Source organism: Streptomyces sp. NBC_01077 (assembly GCF_045162855.1).
Taxonomy (GTDB): Bacteria; Actinomycetota; Actinomycetes; order Streptomycetales; family Streptomycetaceae; genus Streptomyces.
Window position 1 is genome coordinate 4,677,573 of sequence record NZ_CP108669.1, and the last position, 16,024, is coordinate 4,693,596.

At 72.5% G+C, this 16,024-nt stretch carries 14 protein-coding genes; 4 read left to right on the forward strand and 10 right to left on the reverse strand.

The annotated features are described in order from the left end of the window. Positions 1–270 precede the first annotated feature (270 nt). Positions 271–1,299, forward strand: a complete 1,029-nt coding sequence (locus OG462_RS20890; RefSeq protein WP_406059655.1) for an Lrp/AsnC family transcriptional regulator — start codon at positions 271–273, stop codon at positions 1,297–1,299. A 33-nt stretch (positions 1,300–1,332) separates the two neighbouring features. Continuing rightward, positions 1,333–1,617, forward strand: a complete 285-nt coding sequence (locus OG462_RS20895) for a DUF6191 domain-containing protein (RefSeq protein WP_406059657.1) — start codon at positions 1,333–1,335, stop codon at positions 1,615–1,617. 40 nt (positions 1,618–1,657) lie between these two features. Here the strand turns inward: OG462_RS20895 and OG462_RS20900 are convergent, their stop codons facing one another. After that, positions 1,658–2,491, reverse strand: a complete 834-nt coding sequence (locus OG462_RS20900) for a class I SAM-dependent methyltransferase (protein WP_406059659.1) — start codon at positions 2,489–2,491, stop codon at positions 1,658–1,660. A 62-nt stretch (positions 2,492–2,553) separates the two neighbouring features. On the opposite strand from OG462_RS20900, the gene OG462_RS20905 reads away from it, so the two are divergent. Both OG462_RS20905 and OG462_RS20910 read left to right on the forward strand, forming a co-directional pair. Next, a complete protein-coding gene (locus tag OG462_RS20905) occupies positions 2,554–4,398 on the forward strand; it encodes a prolyl oligopeptidase family serine peptidase (RefSeq protein ID WP_406059660.1) in 1,845 nt (614 codons plus the stop codon). Between the two features lie 148 nt (positions 4,399–4,546). Next, complete coding sequence (locus OG462_RS20910) at positions 4,547–5,287, forward strand: SURF1 family protein (protein ID WP_406059662.1); 741 nt, start codon at positions 4,547–4,549, stop codon at positions 5,285–5,287. Between the two features lie 170 nt (positions 5,288–5,457). Here the strand turns inward: OG462_RS20910 and OG462_RS20915 are convergent, their stop codons facing one another. From OG462_RS20915 to recR, 9 genes are all read right to left on the reverse strand, one after another. Next, a complete protein-coding gene (locus OG462_RS20915; protein WP_406059663.1) occupies positions 5,458–6,747 on the reverse strand; it encodes a hypothetical protein in 1,290 nt (429 codons plus the stop codon). After that, entirely contained in the window at positions 6,744–7,472 is a 729-nt protein-coding gene (locus OG462_RS20920; protein WP_406059665.1) for a SigE family RNA polymerase sigma factor, read from the reverse strand. Before OG462_RS20920 ends, OG462_RS20915 begins: the two co-directional genes overlap by 4 nt. Positions 7,473–7,735: 263 nt before the next feature. Further along, positions 7,736–8,794, reverse strand: a complete 1,059-nt coding sequence (locus OG462_RS20925) for an aspartate-semialdehyde dehydrogenase (protein ID WP_406059666.1) — start codon at positions 8,792–8,794, stop codon at positions 7,736–7,738. Further along, entirely contained in the window at positions 8,791–10,062 is a 1,272-nt protein-coding gene (locus tag OG462_RS20930) for an aspartate kinase (protein ID WP_073908126.1), read from the reverse strand. Before OG462_RS20930 ends, OG462_RS20925 begins: the two co-directional genes overlap by 4 nt. Before the next feature lie 181 nt (positions 10,063–10,243). Then, positions 10,244–12,148 carry a tetratricopeptide repeat protein gene (locus OG462_RS20935; RefSeq protein WP_406059668.1) on the reverse strand — a complete coding sequence of 635 codons (1,905 nt, stop codon included), beginning with the start codon at positions 12,146–12,148 and terminating at the stop codon, positions 10,244–10,246. Positions 12,149–12,179: 31 nt separating this feature from the next. Beyond that, a complete protein-coding gene (locus OG462_RS20940; protein WP_406059670.1) occupies positions 12,180–12,587 on the reverse strand; it encodes a hypothetical protein in 408 nt (135 codons plus the stop codon). Between the two features lie 18 nt (positions 12,588–12,605). Further along, entirely contained in the window at positions 12,606–14,609 is a 2,004-nt protein-coding gene (locus OG462_RS20945; RefSeq protein WP_406059672.1) for a tetratricopeptide repeat protein, read from the reverse strand. 36 nt (positions 14,610–14,645) lie between these two features. Continuing rightward, positions 14,646–15,314 (reverse strand): DUF5063 domain-containing protein, encoded by a 669-nt coding sequence (locus OG462_RS20950; protein WP_406059673.1) that lies wholly within the window; start codon positions 15,312–15,314, stop codon positions 14,646–14,648. 35 nt (positions 15,315–15,349) lie between these two features. Continuing rightward, the gene (recR, locus tag OG462_RS20955; RefSeq protein WP_328943925.1) at positions 15,350–15,949 is read right to left on the reverse strand and encodes a recombination mediator RecR; all 600 of its coding nucleotides are present in this window, start codon (positions 15,947–15,949) and stop codon (positions 15,350–15,352) included. Between the last annotated feature and the right edge of the window lie 75 nt (positions 15,950–16,024).

Below are 16,024 nucleotides of genomic sequence, written 5' to 3' on the forward strand. Positions count from 1 at the left end.
TGAAGTAACCCCGGGGATCGCTCGTGGATTCACTCGTGGAGTCACCCCAGGAGTCGTTCCACGAGGCCGCTGTCCCGGCCCGTTCCGCGGCCTCCGGTGGATCGCCGATCCCCATGTCGTACCGCCCCCGTCCTCTTCCCATGTGTGAGTTATGCCTGAGTCAATGGCGAACAACCGCCACTACGGCTTGAATGCATATGCCTCGGTCCACATCCTGGGGCGCCCTGGAACCCACACCCACGGTTTGCCGGGGATCGACCAGGGAGGGAAATGAGTACCGGGGAATCCGTCCTGGGAGAGCCGGATCTGTCGCTGATCCACGCACTGCAGATGGCCCCGCGCGCCAGCTGGACCCAGCTCTCGGCCGTTCTGGGGGTGAGTGCCGACACCCTCGCCCGGCGCTGGGAGCACCTCACGGCCGGGGGCTACGCCTGGAGTTCGCTGCTCGCCGCCCGCCGTGGCACGGACGCGATGCTCTACGCCTGGGTCGAGCTGGAGTGCGTCGCGGGCGCCTCCGAGGCCACCGCGATCGAGGTCTCGGGGGATCCGTGCACCCTCGGCGTCCACCAGGTGACCGGCGACGCCGATCTGGTCCTGCTCGTGGTCTGCCCCGACCTCTACGCCCTCGACGCCTATCTCGCCGGGCGGGTGCGGCGGCTGCCCGGGGTGCTCCGGGCCCGCACCCAGGTCGTCACCCGGCTGCACAACCGCCCGTACCGGTCACGGATCGAGCAGCTCACCCCCGGGCAGGTCCAGCTCCTCAGGGAGATCACGGGCGGGGACCGGCCACGCGCGCACGTGCGTACCGCGCCGAACCTCACGGAACTCGACCACCGGCTGGTCGCGGAACTGGCGGGGGACGCCCGCCGCAGCGCCGCCGAGCTGGCCCGGCAGTGCGGTACGAGCGCGTCGACGGTACGGCGGAGGCTGGACGCCCTCACGGCCGGCGGCGCCCTCCACCACCACTGTCTGCCGGCCCCGAGGTTCTCCGGCCGCCCGGTGTGGGCGATGGTCACCACCGACGTACCGCCCCTGGAAGTGCCGACGACGGTGGCGGCGCTGGCCCGGCTGCGTCAGACCCGGCTGGTCACCTCGGTCACCGGACCCCACAACCTGGCCGTCGCCCTGTGGCTCCGTACGGTCGACGAACTGCACGAGGTGACGGCGGCGCTCGTACGGGCCGCCCCGGCGCTGCGGATCTCCGGCACCGCGCTCTCGCTGCGCACCCACAAGATCGGGGCCCAGGTCCTCGGTCCCGACGGGCGGCGGATGCACCACATCCGTCCCGACACCCCCTGACGCATCCGTCCGGGGCGTGGTCTGATGGATGGCATGGAGTTCGCCGTGTTCGTGACGCTGCCGGGTCTGGTCATCCTGCTGACCGTGATCGCCTTCGCCGATCAGATCCTGCGGATGACCGGCCGCGGGAAGCGCAAGGGTCAGATCTCCTCGACCGGCTTCGAGCAGCTGCACGCCACCTTCTCGCAGGGCAAGCAGAACGAGCTGAAGGAGCGCCAGAGCGCGCTCGTGCTGCGCGACGACGAGGAGGACGGCGCCCCGCCGAACCGCTCGACGGTGGACCTCACGGGCGGACGCGCGGTCATCCGGCTTCCGTAGCTCTCTCCGCAGCTCTCTCCGCAGCCCTCGTGGAGCCGGCTCAGACAGCCGGGCGGGACGCCTTGATCGAGTACATCAGCGGGATGCGGGGCCGGTCCGCCGGGAAGCGGTAGTAGCCGTCCTCGTGCCGCTGGAGCGCGCCGTAGCGGGGGAACAGCGAGGCCTCGTGCTCGTGCAGGAACTCGATCCGCAGGCCGACCCGCGCGAGCGCGGTGACGACCTCGCCGACCGGGTGCACCCACTCCACGCTGCGGTTGTGGACGGTGGCGGCGTCGAGCTCGGCGTACGTGCCCGGGCTGGTGTCCACCCAGGGTTCGCGGACGAAGTAGTCGTGCACGATCCGGCTGCCGGTCTCGTCGTCGAGCGAGTCGGTGAACGGATGGAACTCGGCCACGTAGAGGAAGCCGCCCGGGGCGACGAGCGAGGCGGCGGTCTCCGCCCAGCGCTCGATGTCGGGCAGCCAGTTCAGCGCCCCGCTGCCGGTGTAGACGATGTCGTACGCGCTGTCCGGGACGGCCTCGGCGGCGTCGTACACATCGGCGGCGACGAAGGCCGCCCGGTCCTGTGTCAGACCCAGGTCGGCGGCGAGCGAGCGGGCGGTCTCGACGGCCGGCTCGGAGAAGTCCAGGCCGACGACGTGCGAGGCACCGTGGCGGACCCACGAGAGGGTGTCGAGCCCGATGTGGCACTGGAGGTGCAGCAGGGACCGGCCGGTGACGTCACCGACCTCCGCGAGCTCGAAGTCCCGCAGAGCGTCCTTGCCCGCGCGGAAGGCGTCGAGGTCGTAGAACGCGCTCGCGGCGTGGATCGGGACGCGCTCGTCCCAGCGTGCGCGGTTGGCCTCGTGCCAGTCCTCGGGCGTGGGTGAGTACATGTCCGCGAGGTTATCCACAGGTTGAGGGGGACGCGACCCGATTGTCCGCCGCGCGGAGCATCATGGGTGCCATGACTGAGAGTAAGAACGCCGAGCTCAAGGCCGAGCTCACCGAACCGGCCCCCGTGTGGGAGCAGCGCTTCCGCGCGCCGCGCGTCTCCCTGCCCGAGTGGGCCGAGGAGGCCCCGGACCGCTCGCTGTTCGTGTCGAACGCGACGGGGACGTACGAGCTGTACGCCTGGGACCGGGCGAGCGGCGAGCAGCGGCAGGTCACGGACCGGCCGAACGGCACGACGGACGGCACGCTGTCGCCGGACGGCGCCTGGATCTGGTGGTTCGCGGACACCGACGGGGACGAGTTCGGGGTGTGGATGCGCCAGCCGTTCGGCGGCGGCGCGGACGAGCCGGCCGTCGCCGGCCTCGACGCCTCCTATCCGGCGGGGCTCGCCATCGGCCGGGACGGCACGCTCCTGGTGGGCCGCTCCACGGACGAGGACGGCTCGACGGTCCATCTCGTGCGCCCCGGGGCCGGCGCCCCGGTCGAGATCTACCGGCACCGGGAGTCGGCCGGGGTCGGCGACCTGTCGTACGACAGCACGCTGATCGCGATCGAGCACACCGAGCACGGGGACGCGATGCACTCGGCGCTGCGGGTGCTGCGCGCCTCGGACGCGAGCGTGCTCGCCGAGCTCGACGACACCAAGGGCGGCACGGAGGAACTGGGGCTGGCGGTCCTCGGCTTCGCACCGGTCGCCGGGGACACCCGGCTGCTCGTCGGGCACCAGCGGCGCGGCCGCTGGGAGCCGATGCTCTGGGACGTGGCGGCGGGCACGGAGACCGATCTCCGGCTCGACCTGCCGGGCGACGTGTCGGCCGAGTGGTACCCGGACGGGTCCGGCCTGCTGATCGTGCACAGCTTCGAGGCCCGCAGCGAGCTGTGGCGGTACGAGATCGCCACCGGCGCCCTGGTCCGGGTGGAGACCCCGGCCGGTTCGGTGTCGAGCGCGACGGCCCGGCCGGACGGCAGCGTGGAGTACCTGTGGTCCTCGGCCGCCGAGCCGCCGGTGGTGCGCTCCACGGACGGGGGCGTCGTCCTCGACCCGCCCGGCCCGAAGGCGCCGCCGTCGGTGCCGGTGGAGGACGTGTGGGTGGAGGGCCCCGGAGGCAGGGTCCACGCGCTCGTGCAGCGCCCGGCGGGCGAGGGCCCCTTCCCCACGGTCTTCGAGGTGCACGGCGGTCCCACCTGGCACGACAGCGACGCCTTCGCGTCGGGCCCGGCGGCCTGGGTGGACCACGGGTACGCGGTGGTGCGGGTCAACTACCGGGGCTCGACGGGGTACGGACGGGAGTGGACGGACGCGCTCAAGCACCGGATCGGTCTGATCGAGCTGGAGGACATCGAGGCGGTCCGCGCGTGGGCGGTGGCGAGCGGCCTCGCCGACCCGGCCCGGCTCGTGCTGTCCGGCGGCTCCTGGGGCGGCTATCTGACGCTCCTCGGCATCGGCACGCAGCCGGAGGCCTGGGCGGTCGGTCTCGCGGCGGTCCCGGTCGCGGACTACGTCGCGGCGTACGAGGACGAGATGGAGGCCCTCAAGGCGCTGGACCGGACGCTGCTCGGGGGTTCCCCCGAGGAGGTGCCCGAGCGGTACGCGGCCTCGTCGCCGCTGACGTACGTGGACGCGGTGAAGGCCCCGGTGCACATCTCGGCCGGCGTCAACGACCCGCGCTGCCCGATCCGCCAGATCGACAACTACGTCGACCGGCTCAAGGCCCGGGGCGCGGTCCACGAGGTGTACCGCTACGACGCGGGCCACGGCTCGCTCGTGGTGGAGGAGCGGATCAAGCAGGTCGGCCTGGACCTGGCGTTCGCCGAGAAGCACCTGGGGGCCGGTCCGGTGGAAGGCTGAGGCGGCCGGGGACCCGGGGCAGGCAGGGGTGACACCCGGCAGGCAAGTGGGACGCGCCCGGCCCCCGGTGCGCGCGGCAGGCGGGACCCGGCCGACAGGTCGGACCCGGCCGACGGAGGACCGAGGCCGCTTGCGTACCGTGGGGGGCGTGTACCGGTTCCTGAGAACGCCCCGCTGGTGGGGGATCAACGTCTTCGTCCTGCTGGCGATCCCGTTCTGCGTGTTCATGGGGACCTGGCAGCTGGGCAAGTTCGAGGGGCGCGTCGAATCCCACGAGGCGGCCGAGAAGCGGCCCGACGCGAGCACGCTGAAGGCCGAACCGCTGGCCTCGCTGCTCCCGGTGGACACGGAGACCTCGGGCCGGTCGGCCGAGGCGCGCGGCCGGTTCGGGGAGCAGTTCCTCGTCCCGGACCGTGAGCTGGACGGCCGGACCGGCAGTTACGTCCTGACGATGCTGCGGACGGACGGCGGCCGGTCGCTTCCGGTGGTCCGGGGCTGGCTCCCCACGGGTGCCGAGGTCCCCGCCCCGCCGTCCGGCGAGGTCACGGTGGTGGGCGCGCTCCAGGCCTCGGAGAACGGGGGCACCAAGGGCGTCCACCAGGCCGGTGGGCTGCCCGAGGGACAGCTGGGGATGATCAGCGCGGCGTCCCTGGTGAACGTGGTCACGGACGACGTCTACGACGCCTGGATCACCCTCGCCGACTCCCCCACCGGCCTCACCCCGGTCCCGGCGGCGGCCGCGGCGGGCACGAGCCTGGACGCGAAGGCCTTCCAGAACCTCGGCTACACCGCGGAGTGGTTCGTCTTCGCGGGCTTCGTCCTCTTCATGTGGTTCCGCCTGGTGCGCCGCGAGGCGGAGGCGTCCCGCGACGAGGCTCTGGGTCTGTAGCCCCGCCGCCCTGCGCGCGCGCCGGGCGGGAGCCGGTACGCCCTGCGGAGCCCGTACGCCCGCCCAGGAACGGTACGACCGCCGGAGCCGTACGGCTACTCAGGCGCCGTGCGCGCCCAGAGCCGTACGGCCGCTCAGGCGCCGTGCGCCCCCGGAGCCCGTACGCCCGCTCAGGAGGAGCCCAGGACTCCGGTCCGGTAGATGGTGCCCGCGCAGGCGTTGGGGATGCTCGCCGACGCGTAGGGGCCGCCCGGCTCCGCGACATGGCTGACCAGGACGCTGCCGTCCGCCGGACCGCCGTCCTCGTGGAGCAGCTGGGGCGCCACACCGGAGCCCGCGCCCGCTTCCGCGCCGGTGCCCGGTTCGGTGCCGCTCCCCCCGGAGCCCGTACCCCCGCTGGGATCGGGGTTGCCCGTGGCCTCGGTCGGGGTGTCCGTCGGCGGCGGCGTGGTCGGCGGCTCGGTCGGCGTCGGCTCCGTGGGGGTCGGGCTGGTGGTGGTCGTGGGGCAGGTCTCGCTCGGCACCCAGACGAACTTCAACTCGTAGGTGTCGCTCGGCTTCAGGAGGAGCGACGAGTACTCCTGCGAGGGGTCGGGCAGCCCGCTCCCCGCGTCTCCCGAGGTGTGCCGGATCACCGAGATCCGCGCCGGGTCGGCCGCGCCGTGGGCCTCGAAGCCGACGATCCCGCTGCCGTTCACGACGCACGCCCGGTCGGAGACGTTGGCGATGCGGAAGATGCCGTGGACCTTGCCCTCGCCGTCGGGTGCGCCGGCCCCCGCCGAGCTGACGCCGAGCTGCTCGGCCCCGCACGCCGGCACGGAGCCGGGCGGCACGTTCTGCGCCTCCCGGGGACCGGTGGCGGACGCACCGGAGCCGGGTCGCTGCGGCTTGCCCGAGGAACCGTCGGCCGCGCCCTGGCTCGGGGCCAGGGTGCTCGCGGGGGTCGTGGCGCTCTTGCCGCCCTCGACGCCGGTCTCGGCGCCGGTGCCGCCCTGGGCCTCCTCGCCGTGGCCCGCGTTCACGGGGTTGGCGGCGGAGATGCCGCCGGACGCGGCGACGTGCACGAAGGCGGGTACGGCCGTCCCGATGAGGACCGCGGCGGCGGCGGCACCCACGACGGCCTGCCGCTTACGGGCGCGCCGTGCGGGCACGGCGCGGCGCAGGTGCTCCAGCGAGCCCAGGGAGGGCTCCAGGCCGGAGACGGTGCTCTGGAACAGCCGCCGCAGCGCGAGTTCGTCGTCCCCGTCACCCTCGCCGGGGCCGGGCTCGATGTTCACCATGCGCTGTCCACTCAGGTCGTCACGTTCATCCGGGGCGCCGCTCTCGACACCGTCGCCGTTCTCGACATCGGCGCCGCTTCCGACGCCCGCGTCCTTCGCGGCGCTGTCGCCGTTCTCGGCCGCCGCGCCGTTCTCGACGCTGTCGGCCTCGCCGGCGTCCTTGCCAGGTGCCTCGCTCACGACGTCGCTCCCATCGCGACGCGCAGCGACGCGATGCCCCGCGAACCGTACGCCTTCACCGAACCCAGGGATATCCCGAGCGCCTCGGCGACCTGAACCTCGGTCATGTCCGAGAAGTACCGCAGGGCCAGCACCTCACGCTGGCGCCGTTGGAGTCCGCGCATCGCCTTGATCAGGTCCTCGCGCTCCAGCTGGTCGTACGCCCCCTCCTCCGCGCTGGCCATGTCCGGCATCGGCTTGGACAGCAGTTTGAGTCCGAGGATGCGGCGGCGCAGTGCGGACCGGGAGAGGTTCACGACGGTCTGGCGCAGATAGGCGAGCGTCTTCTCCGGCTCACGCACCCGCTTGCGGGCCGAGTGGACGCGGATGAACGCCTCCTGGACGACGTCCTCGCAGGAGGCCGTGTCGTCGAGGAGCAGCGCGGCGAGGCCGAGCAGCGACCGGTAGTGGGCACGGTACGTCTCGGTCAGGTGGTCGACGGTCGTTCCGGCCGCCGAGGCGCCTTCGGTGCTCGTCCGGGGCGACGGGATGCCGTCCACGGCGCTCGCACGGGATCCGGTGGGCACGGGGGCGATCACCGGCATCCCACCGAGAGCGCGCGGCCGCCGATAGGGGCGGACCGCCGGCCCGCGTACGGGGACGACGCCGACGCTCCGCGCGGGGAGCACAGCTGTGCCCGCGCCGCGCAGCGGAGCGATGGTTGCGATGTCGAGTACGTCTGCCACGCATGTTGGACACGCTTCCCCCCGGCAGGGTTGTACGCGTACGCCACCCTTTTCGACGGTGAGTTGTTTGTCCTCATGTGTAACCGTTCTCCCCCGATGCCCCGCTTCACAGCGTGCTCCGCGTCACACGACCATGGGTGCACGCAGAGACGCCCCGCACCCAACTACTGGTTGCAGTAAGGGGGAAGAGCATCGTCGGCTACGGCATCACCGCAGTTCAAGAGGTATCTGACGCCTATTTGCTCACAGGTCGTTCACAGATCCTACAAAGTTGCGACAACAGATTCCGCGATCTGCAGGGCGTTGAGGGCCGCGCCCTTGCGCAGATTGTCGGCGCAGACGAAGAAATCGAGCGCCCGCTCGTCGTCCATGGAGCGCCGTACCCGTCCGACCCAGGCGGGGTCGGTGCCGACGACGTCGGCGGGGGTGGGAAAGTCACCCGCGGCGGGATCGTCGTACAGCACGACCCCCGGCGAGGTCGCGAGGATCTCGTGCGCGCGCCCCAGGGGGACGGGGTGCTCGAAGCGGGCGTGCACGGAGACGGAGTGCCCGGTGACGACCGGCACGCGCACACAGGTGGCGGCGACCCGCAGCGCGGGCAGGGCGAGGATCCGCCGGGTCTCGTCCCGTACGCGCTCCTCCTCCGAGGAGGCACCGTCGGCGCCGGCCGTACCCGACCAGGGCAGGACGTTGAGCGCGAGGGGTCCGGGGAAGGGGCCGGTGTTCTCGCCGACCGCTCGTCGTACGTCTCCGGGGTGGGTGCCCAGGTCTCCGTCGCCGGCCACCAGGCCGAGCTGGGCGCGGAGCGCCTCGACACCGGCCTGTCCCGCACCGGCGCCGCTGGCGGCCTGCTGGGCGGTGACGACCAGTTCGGCGAGCCCGAACTCGGCGTGCAGGGCGCCCACGGCGACGACCAGCGCGAGCGTGGTGCAGCCGGGGCTGGAGACGATGCCACGGGGGCGTACGCGCGCCGCGTGGGCGTTGGTCTCGGGGACGACGAGGGGGACGTCGGGGTCCGCGCGGAAGGCTGCGGAGGTGTCCACGACGACGGCGCCCTTGGTGGCGGCGATGGGCGCCCAGCGGGCGGCCACCGTCTCGGGCACCAGGAAGAGCGCCAGGTCGACGCCCTCCAGGGCCTCCTCGCTCAGCGCGAGGATCTCGCACTCCTCCCCGCGCACGGCCGTCTTGCGACCGGCCGAGCGCGGGGAGGCGAGCAGGCGTATCTCGCCCCAGACGTCCGCGTGGTGCGTGAGCATCTGGAGCATCACCGAGCCGACGGCTCCGGTCGCACCGACGACCGCGAGCGTCGGCTTCGGTGTCATCGGCCGGTGCCTCCGTAGACGACGGCCTCGTCCGAGTCGCTGTCCAGGCCGAAGGCGCTGTGGACGGCGCGCACGGCCTCGTTGACGTCGTCGGCGCGGGTGACGACCGAGATGCGGATCTCGGAGGTCGAGATGAGCTCGATGTTCACGCCCGCGTCGGAGAGCGCGCGGAAGAAGTCCGCGGTGACCCCCGGGTTGGTCTTCATCCCGGCGCCGACCAGGGAGATCTTGCCGATCTGGTCGTCATAGCGCAGCGAGTCGAAGCCGATCGCGGTCTTCGCCTTCTCCAGGGCGTCGATGGCCTTGCGGCCCTCGGCCTTGGGGAGGGTGAAGGAGATGTCCGTGAGACCCGTCGAGGCGGCGGACACGTTCTGCACGATCATGTCGATGTTGATCTCGGCGTCCGCGACGGCCCGGAAGATGGCCGCGGCCTCGCCCGGCTTGTCCGGCACGCCGACGACGGTGATCTTCGCCTCGGAGGTGTCGTGGGCGACGCCCGAGATGATGGCCTGCTCCACCTTGCGGTCCCCTTGCGGCTCGTTGCTGACCCAGGTGCCCTGCAGCCCCGAGAAGGACGAGCGGACGTGGATCGGGATGTTGTAACGGCGTGCGTACTCGACGCACCGGTGCAGCAGCACCTTGGAGCCTGAGGCGGCGAGCTCCAGCATGTCCTCGAAGGAGATCCAGTCGATCTTCTTCGCCTTCTTCACCACGCGCGGGTCGGCCGTGAACACACCGTCGACGTCGGTGTAGATCTCGCAGACCTCGGCGTCGAGCGCGGCGGCCAGCGCCACGGCGGTGGTGTCGGAACCGCCACGACCGAGCGTGGTGATGTCCTTCTTGTCCTGGCTGACACCCTGGAACCCGGCGACGATGGCGATGTTGCCCTCGTCGAGGGCGGTACGGATCCGGCCCGGCGTGACATCGATGATGCGCGCTTTGTTGTGGACCGAGTCGGTGATGACACCGGCCTGACTGCCCGTGAACGACTGGGCCTCGTGGCCCAGGTTTTTGATCGCCATGGCCAGCAGGGCCATGGAGATCCGCTCTCCGGCGGTCAGCAGCATGTCGAACTCACGCCCGGCAGGGATCGGGGATACCTGCTCGGCGAGATCGATCAACTCGTCCGTCGTGTCGCCCATCGCGGAAACCACGACGACCACCTGGTGGCCGTTCTTCTTGGCGTCCACGATCCGCTTGGCGACGCGCTTGATGCCTTCGGCATCGGCAACGGAGGAGCCTCCGTACTTCTGCACGACAAGGCCCACGTGCGCTCCTCGCTCAGTGTGTGCCGCAGCCGGCGCTGCGATCGGCTCAGTCTAACGAGCGACCCGGGAACGCCTACGTGGTATCGAATGGTGAGACGAGGCGCTCACTGGGTGATCATTCCGGCCCCTGCGCGCGCTTCGTCCCCTGCGCATGGCTCGCCCCCTGCGCGCGCTTCGGCCCCTACGCGTCGTCCTGCCATGGCGCGTCGAGGGCCTCCCGTACGTGGACGGTGTACGGGTGGTCGTCGCCGAGGAGGCGTACGCAGACGGTCAGCAGCTCCGCGAAGTCGGCGCGGGCCCGGTCGGTCACGCCGGCGCCGGCGTACAGCCCGGCCAGATTGATCCGGGTGATCAGGGTGTCCAGGTCCTCCTCGCCGAGGACCACGCTCATCTCGGCCGCCGCGTACGCGCCCAGCGCGACGGCGTCGCGGGTCAGGTTCAAGGCCCGGTAGATCCCGGCGAGCTCGGAGCAGGCCAGCAGCGTCTCCCGGTCCTTCGCGCCCAGGACACGGACCATGTCCATGAGCATGCTCTCCTGAAGGGCGACCGCCCTGTGGACCAGCCCGGCCTTCACATGGGCCTTCGCGAGGCAGCTCCGCGCCCTGAACGTGTCCCTGTCGTCGGCTCCCAGCACCTCGGTCATGCGCCGCACCACCGCGGCCGCCGCGTCGATCGCCTCGTCCGCGCGTCCCGCCGAGGCGAGGGTCTCGGCCAGTGCGCCGCGCAGGCCGAGGGTGGCCGGATCGTCCGGGCCGAGCAGCCGCTCACAGCCGGCCAGCGCGCGCTCGTACACGTCGGCCGCCTCCTCGTACAGCCCGTTCAGACTCAGGTACGCGCCCGCGGCGGCCAGCACGGGAAGCAGCGCCTCGCCGTCCCCCGCGGGGTCGGTGCACCGCAGGTGCGCCTCGACGTGCGGCAACAGCACCCGCCACGTCTCCCAGTGGGCCGGGTCGTCGCTGTCCAGCGGTGCGGCGACCCCGAACGCCGTCTCCGCGAGACTGCGGGACCTTCCGATCACCCCCTGCCGCCCGTGCCCGTCCCCGGGGGCCGGACGGCGGGCGACGGCCTGCACGAGCCGGTGGACGGACACCGAGCCGTCCTCGTGCAGGGTGATCATGCTGTGCGCGGCCAGCTCCCCGAGCGCCTCTCGGACGCCGGGGAACGGTGGCAGGAGCATCACGGGAATCCGGTCGGGGGCGAACCAGCCGAGCAGCCGGAGCATCCCCGCCGCGTACGGGACCGTGGCGGAGAGCCCGTTGAGCGTGACGCGCAGGGCCCGGGCGACGGCCTCCTCCGCGTTGCCGAGTCCGCCGCTCCGGCCCAGCTCCGCCAGGTAGGCGAGCGGGGACGTGGCCGTGCGGCCGCAGTACGCGGCGGCGATCTCGACGGCGAGCGGCAGCTGTCCGAGGGTCTCGCAGAGCCGCTCGGCGCCGGTGGTGTCGCGCGGCCCCGCGTGGGTGGCGACCCGGGTGAACAGCTCGACGGCCTCGCCGGCCGGCAGCACGGGCAGCGTGAGGACCCGCCCGATCCCGTACCAGGCGTCCGTCGTCCGGCTGGTGACGACGATCCGCCCCCGGCCGGCCCGGGCCAGCAGGCCCGCCACATCAGCCGGATCGGTGACGTTGTCGAGGACGAGCAGCCAGCCGTCGTGCGCGGACAGCCACTGCAACGCCCGCTCGCGCAGGGCCTCCTGCGGGAGTACGTCGATCAGCGCGGGCTGCATCGCGGCGGCGAGCCCCGCGAGCCCGGCGTCCACGTCCGCACGGCTCTCCGCGGTGATCCACCAGACGGGGTTTCGGTGCGCCGCCTGCCGGAGGGCCCAGCGGGCGGCGAGCGAGGACTTCCCCACCCCGCCGAGGCCGCTGATCACGACGGTCTCCGACTCCTCGTCGAGCAGGGCGCCTTCCTCCCCGCGCCCCACGAAGTGGGCGGCCCTGCGGGGCACGTTGACGAGTCCGGGCGGGCAGACCACCGGCGCGAGGGCCTCCGGCGGCAGCGCGGTCACCCGGTCGCCGGTGTGCACCCACCCGATGTCCCCGCCGGCCGCGACGGAACGGTCCCCCGCTGCGGAGACGCCCCCGCTCACGCGTCCCCCGTGGACACGCCGACGCCCCCGCTCACGCGTCCCCCGTGGACACGCTCCCGATGTCCCCGCCGGCGGCGACGGAACGCTCGCCGGAGGCGGTGACGGGGCCGGTGGCGGCAGGGCCGCCGGCGGGCATGGCGGGCGGGGCGGCCGTGGCCTGCGCCCCGTCACCGGTGACGACGACCCCGATGCTCCCGCCGGCAGCGACGGAACGGGTGCCGGACGCCTCCACCGGGGCGGCCTGGCCACCGCGCCCGAACTGCGCCCACAGGGAGAGTCCGAGCCCGACGGCGGCCAGGACAGCGCCTACGACGCTGGCGATCTGGTCGGCCTTGCCGAGGTCGGTGAAGGCGACGAGGAGGAGGGCGATCAATCCGGCCCCGGCGACGCCGATTCCGCTCCAGAGGAGGGTCTTGGAGGGACCGTTCACTGCTGCCATGGGCCCATGATGCGGGACTCAGTCGGCCGACGGGAGCCTTTCGTGGGCGAGTTGCCGCATGGTCGACGTCAACCCGACCTCTCCCAGGGTGGTTTGACAGTCCGAGAGCAGCTCCCGCGCCAGGGCGCGGGCGCGTTCGACCTCACCGGCCTCGCGCGCGATGACGGCGTGGAAGCCGCGTCGCACAAGGGTGTCCAGATGTGCGTCACCGAACCGCCTCCTGGCGTCCTCGGCCGCCTCCTCGGCGAGGTCGAGGGCCTGTCCCGTCCGGCCCGCGTCCACGAGGACGGAGATGAGCGACATCTCGATGGTCCGGATCAGGGCGTTGCCCTCCGGCAGGACGTGCTTGGCCCGGGCAACCAGCGACTCGAGGTCGGAAACGGCGGTCCGGGGGTCGGATCTCGCGGCGATCAGGGCACGCCGGGTGTCCAAGGTCGCCGGAGCGTCCTCCCCCAGGGACCGGACGGCTCGATCCACGTTCTCCCGCAGCAGCTTCTCGGCCCGGCCCCGGGACGACTCCAGAAGGACCTCCGCCAGCCTCGTCCGGGCGTCGATCGTGCGGGGATCGTCGGGACCGTACAGATTGCTGTGGAACGCGAGATGCACTGCGGCAAGCGCCGGGGAGCCATCGCCGTGCCGAGACCCCAGCGTCACGCCGCGCATCGCACGCAGGACCCGATCGTCCTTCATCCCGTACAGCCTCATGTAGGCGAGCAGAGCCCGGGCGCACAGGAAGAAACTGCGTTCGTCGACCGCCATTCCGAACACCAGACCGGCCCAGTCGAAGAGACGGGCCCACTCTCCGGTGTCCTCGTCCGGTTCCGTGCATCGGGCGAGCGCCTCCGCCTGTGCCGCGACCGACTGCCACGGGCCGAAGTTCGCCCGAACCTCGTCCGGGGACTGCGGCCGGCCCACCGCATCCACCAACAGCGCCCCCGCCTCCTCGCGCCCCTCTCCCCCCGCCCGCACCACCGCCTGCACCACCCGGTGCACCGCGATGACGTCGCCCTCCAGCGTGATCATGCTGTGCGCCCGCAGGCGCCGTACCGCCTCCGTCACCTCCAGTGGGCTGCCCAGTGGGCCCAGGAGCCGCCGGGGAACGCCCTCCGGGGCCCACCACGCCAGGACCGCGAGGATCCGGCCCGCCAGCGGGGTGTCCCTGAGGCGGTCCAGGGTCACCTGCCACACCCGGGCCACCGTGCGCCCCGCCTCGCCGCCCTCCGCCGTCAGGGCGTACGTCTTTGCCGGGTAGCGGGCCAGGAGGTCCAGGTACGCGCGCGGGGTGATGCCCGCCTCCGCGCAGTAGGCGGCGGCCTGTCCGACGGCGAGCGGCAGCCGGCCCAGTTCCGCGCACACCTCGGCCACGCCGTCCCCCGGGCACACGCGCGTGAAGAGCGCCGCCGCCTCCTCCGCTCCCAGCTCGGGCACGGCGATCGTCTCCGCGAGGTCCTGCCAGCCGGTGGCCCGGCGTGAGGTGATCAGGATGCGGCCGCCCGTCGCCCGGGCCAGGAACGGCTTGAGGTCGGCCGGGTCGGAGACGTTGTCGAGGATGAGGAGCCAGCCCTCGTGGGTGGCCAGCCACTGGAGGGCCCGTTCCCGCAGGGCGTCCTCGGGCAGGATGCCGACGTACGCGGGCTGCATGGCGCGGGCGAGCGCGGCGAGGCCCGCGTCGAGTTCGGCCGGGGTCTCGGCGGTGATCCACCAGACCGGGTGGTGGCTGTCGAGCCGCCTCGCGGCCCAGTGGGCGGCGAGGGTCGACTTTCCGATGCCGCCCAGCCCGCACAGGACCTGGACGCCGGACACGGCTCCCGCGTCCAGCCGGGCCAGTTCTTCGGAACGCCCCACGAAGAGCGCCGTCCGCTCCGGCAGGTGGACGAGCCCGGTGTCCGGTACGGACAGGAACTCGGTGGGCAGCAGGACACCCTGCTCGACCAGTGTCACGCCGTCGCCGGTGACGACCCGCCCGATGTTCCCGCCGGCCGCGACCGACCGGTCACCGGAAGCGTCTGCCGTCCCCGCCATGGCGCCATGATGGCAGGGGCCGGCCCGAGCGGTCCGCTACTTCCTGAGGGACTTGCTGGGCAGGCCCAGCGGGCCCGCGATCTCCTCCAGCATCACGCGCCCCGCCTCCTCCGCGAGGTCGTCCTCCGTCAGGTCCTCGTCCGTGTCGAGGCCGTCGAGGGCCGCGAGCGGCTGGTCGAGGCGGACGTGGGCGACGAGGGACTGGAGGGCGCGGAGGGTGGCCGAGGCCGTGGGGCCCCAGTTGGAGAAGTACGAGAACTGCCACCACCACAGCGCCTCGCTGGTTCGGCCGGCGCGGTAGTGGGCCAGACCGTGGCGGAGGTCGGTGACGATGTCGGCGAGGTTGTCGGAGATCCGGGCCGGGACCGGGGCCTTGCGCGGCTCGTACGGGTCGAAGACCTCCGAGAAGACGTCGACCGGTTCGAGGAGCACCGCGAAGCGCTCGCGCAGGTCGTCCACGTCCGGCTCGGGGCCCGTGTCCGTCTCGTACCGCTCGTCCGGGACGATGTCCTCGTGCGCGCCCAGCCGCCCGCCCGCGAGCAGCAGCTGCGAGAGCTCCAGGAGCAGGAAGGGCACCGCGCTGTCCGGCTCGTCGCCCTTGGCGACCTCGGTGGTCGCGACGATGAAGCTCTCGATGGAGTCGGCGATCTGGACCGCGAAGTCGTCGGGGTTCTGCGTGATCGCGTGCAGCGTGGGGTCAGACATCGAGGAGCCTCCCTGAGAGCGCGCCGGCCCGGTCGTCATACATCTAGCAGCCTCCGTCCCTCGAAGGCACGGCCGAGGGTCACCTCGTCGGCGTACTCCAGGTCGCCGCCGACCGGGAGCCCGCTCGCGAGCCGGGTCACCTTGAGCCCCATGGGCTTGATCATCCGCGCCAGGTACGTCGCGGTGGCCTCGCCCTCCAGGTTCGGGTCGGTCGCGAGGATCAGCTCGGTGACCGTGCCGTCGGCGAGCCGTGTGAGCAGCTCGCGGATGCGGAGGTCGTCCGGTCCGACGCCCTCGATCGGGCTGATCGCGCCGCCGAGGACGTGGTACCGCCCCCGGAACTCGCGGGTCCGCTCGATCGCGACGACGTCCTTCGGCTCCTCGACCACACAGATGACGGTCAGGTCGCGGCGCGGGTCGCGGCAGATGTTGCACTGCTCCTGCTGTGCCACGTTGCCGCAGACCGCGCAGAACCTGACCTTCTCCTTGACCTCCAGGAGCGCGTGCGCGAGACGCCGTACGTCGGTCGGCTCGGCCTGGAGGATGTGGAAGGCGATCCGCTGCGCGCTCTTGGGACCGACGCCGGGCAGCCTGCCCAGTTCGTCGATGAGGTCCTGAACCACGCCTTCGTACACGGAACGCCCTTTCAAGGGAGTGCTTGATTCTTACGGTAGTGGCTTAAAGCGAGCCTAAGAAGCCCGCGGGAGGAG

Bases quoted from the DNA above. Each gene is read 5' to 3' on its own strand.
- OG462_RS20895 (WP_406059657.1), top strand. From the start codon at position 1,333: ATGGAGTTCGCCGTGTTCGTGACGCTGCCGGGTCTGGTCATCCTGCTG.
- OG462_RS20925 (WP_406059666.1), bottom strand. From the start codon at position 8,794: ATGACACCGAAGCCGACGCTCGCGGTCGTCGGTGCGACCGGAGCCGTC.
- OG462_RS20940 (WP_406059670.1), bottom strand. From the start codon at position 12,587: ATGGCAGCAGTGAACGGTCCCTCCAAGACCCTCCTCTGGAGCGGAATC.
- OG462_RS20945 (WP_406059672.1), bottom strand. From the start codon at position 14,609: ATGGCGGGGACGGCAGACGCTTCCGGTGACCGGTCGGTCGCGGCCGGC.
- OG462_RS20905 (WP_406059660.1), top strand. From the start codon at position 2,554: ATGGGTGCCATGACTGAGAGTAAGAACGCCGAGCTCAAGGCCGAGCTC.
- OG462_RS20890 (WP_406059655.1), top strand. From the start codon at position 271: ATGAGTACCGGGGAATCCGTCCTGGGAGAGCCGGATCTGTCGCTGATC.
- OG462_RS20900 (WP_406059659.1), bottom strand. From the start codon at position 2,491: ATGTACTCACCCACGCCCGAGGACTGGCACGAGGCCAACCGCGCACGC.
- OG462_RS20950 (WP_406059673.1), bottom strand. From the start codon at position 15,314: ATGTCTGACCCCACGCTGCACGCGATCACGCAGAACCCCGACGACTTC.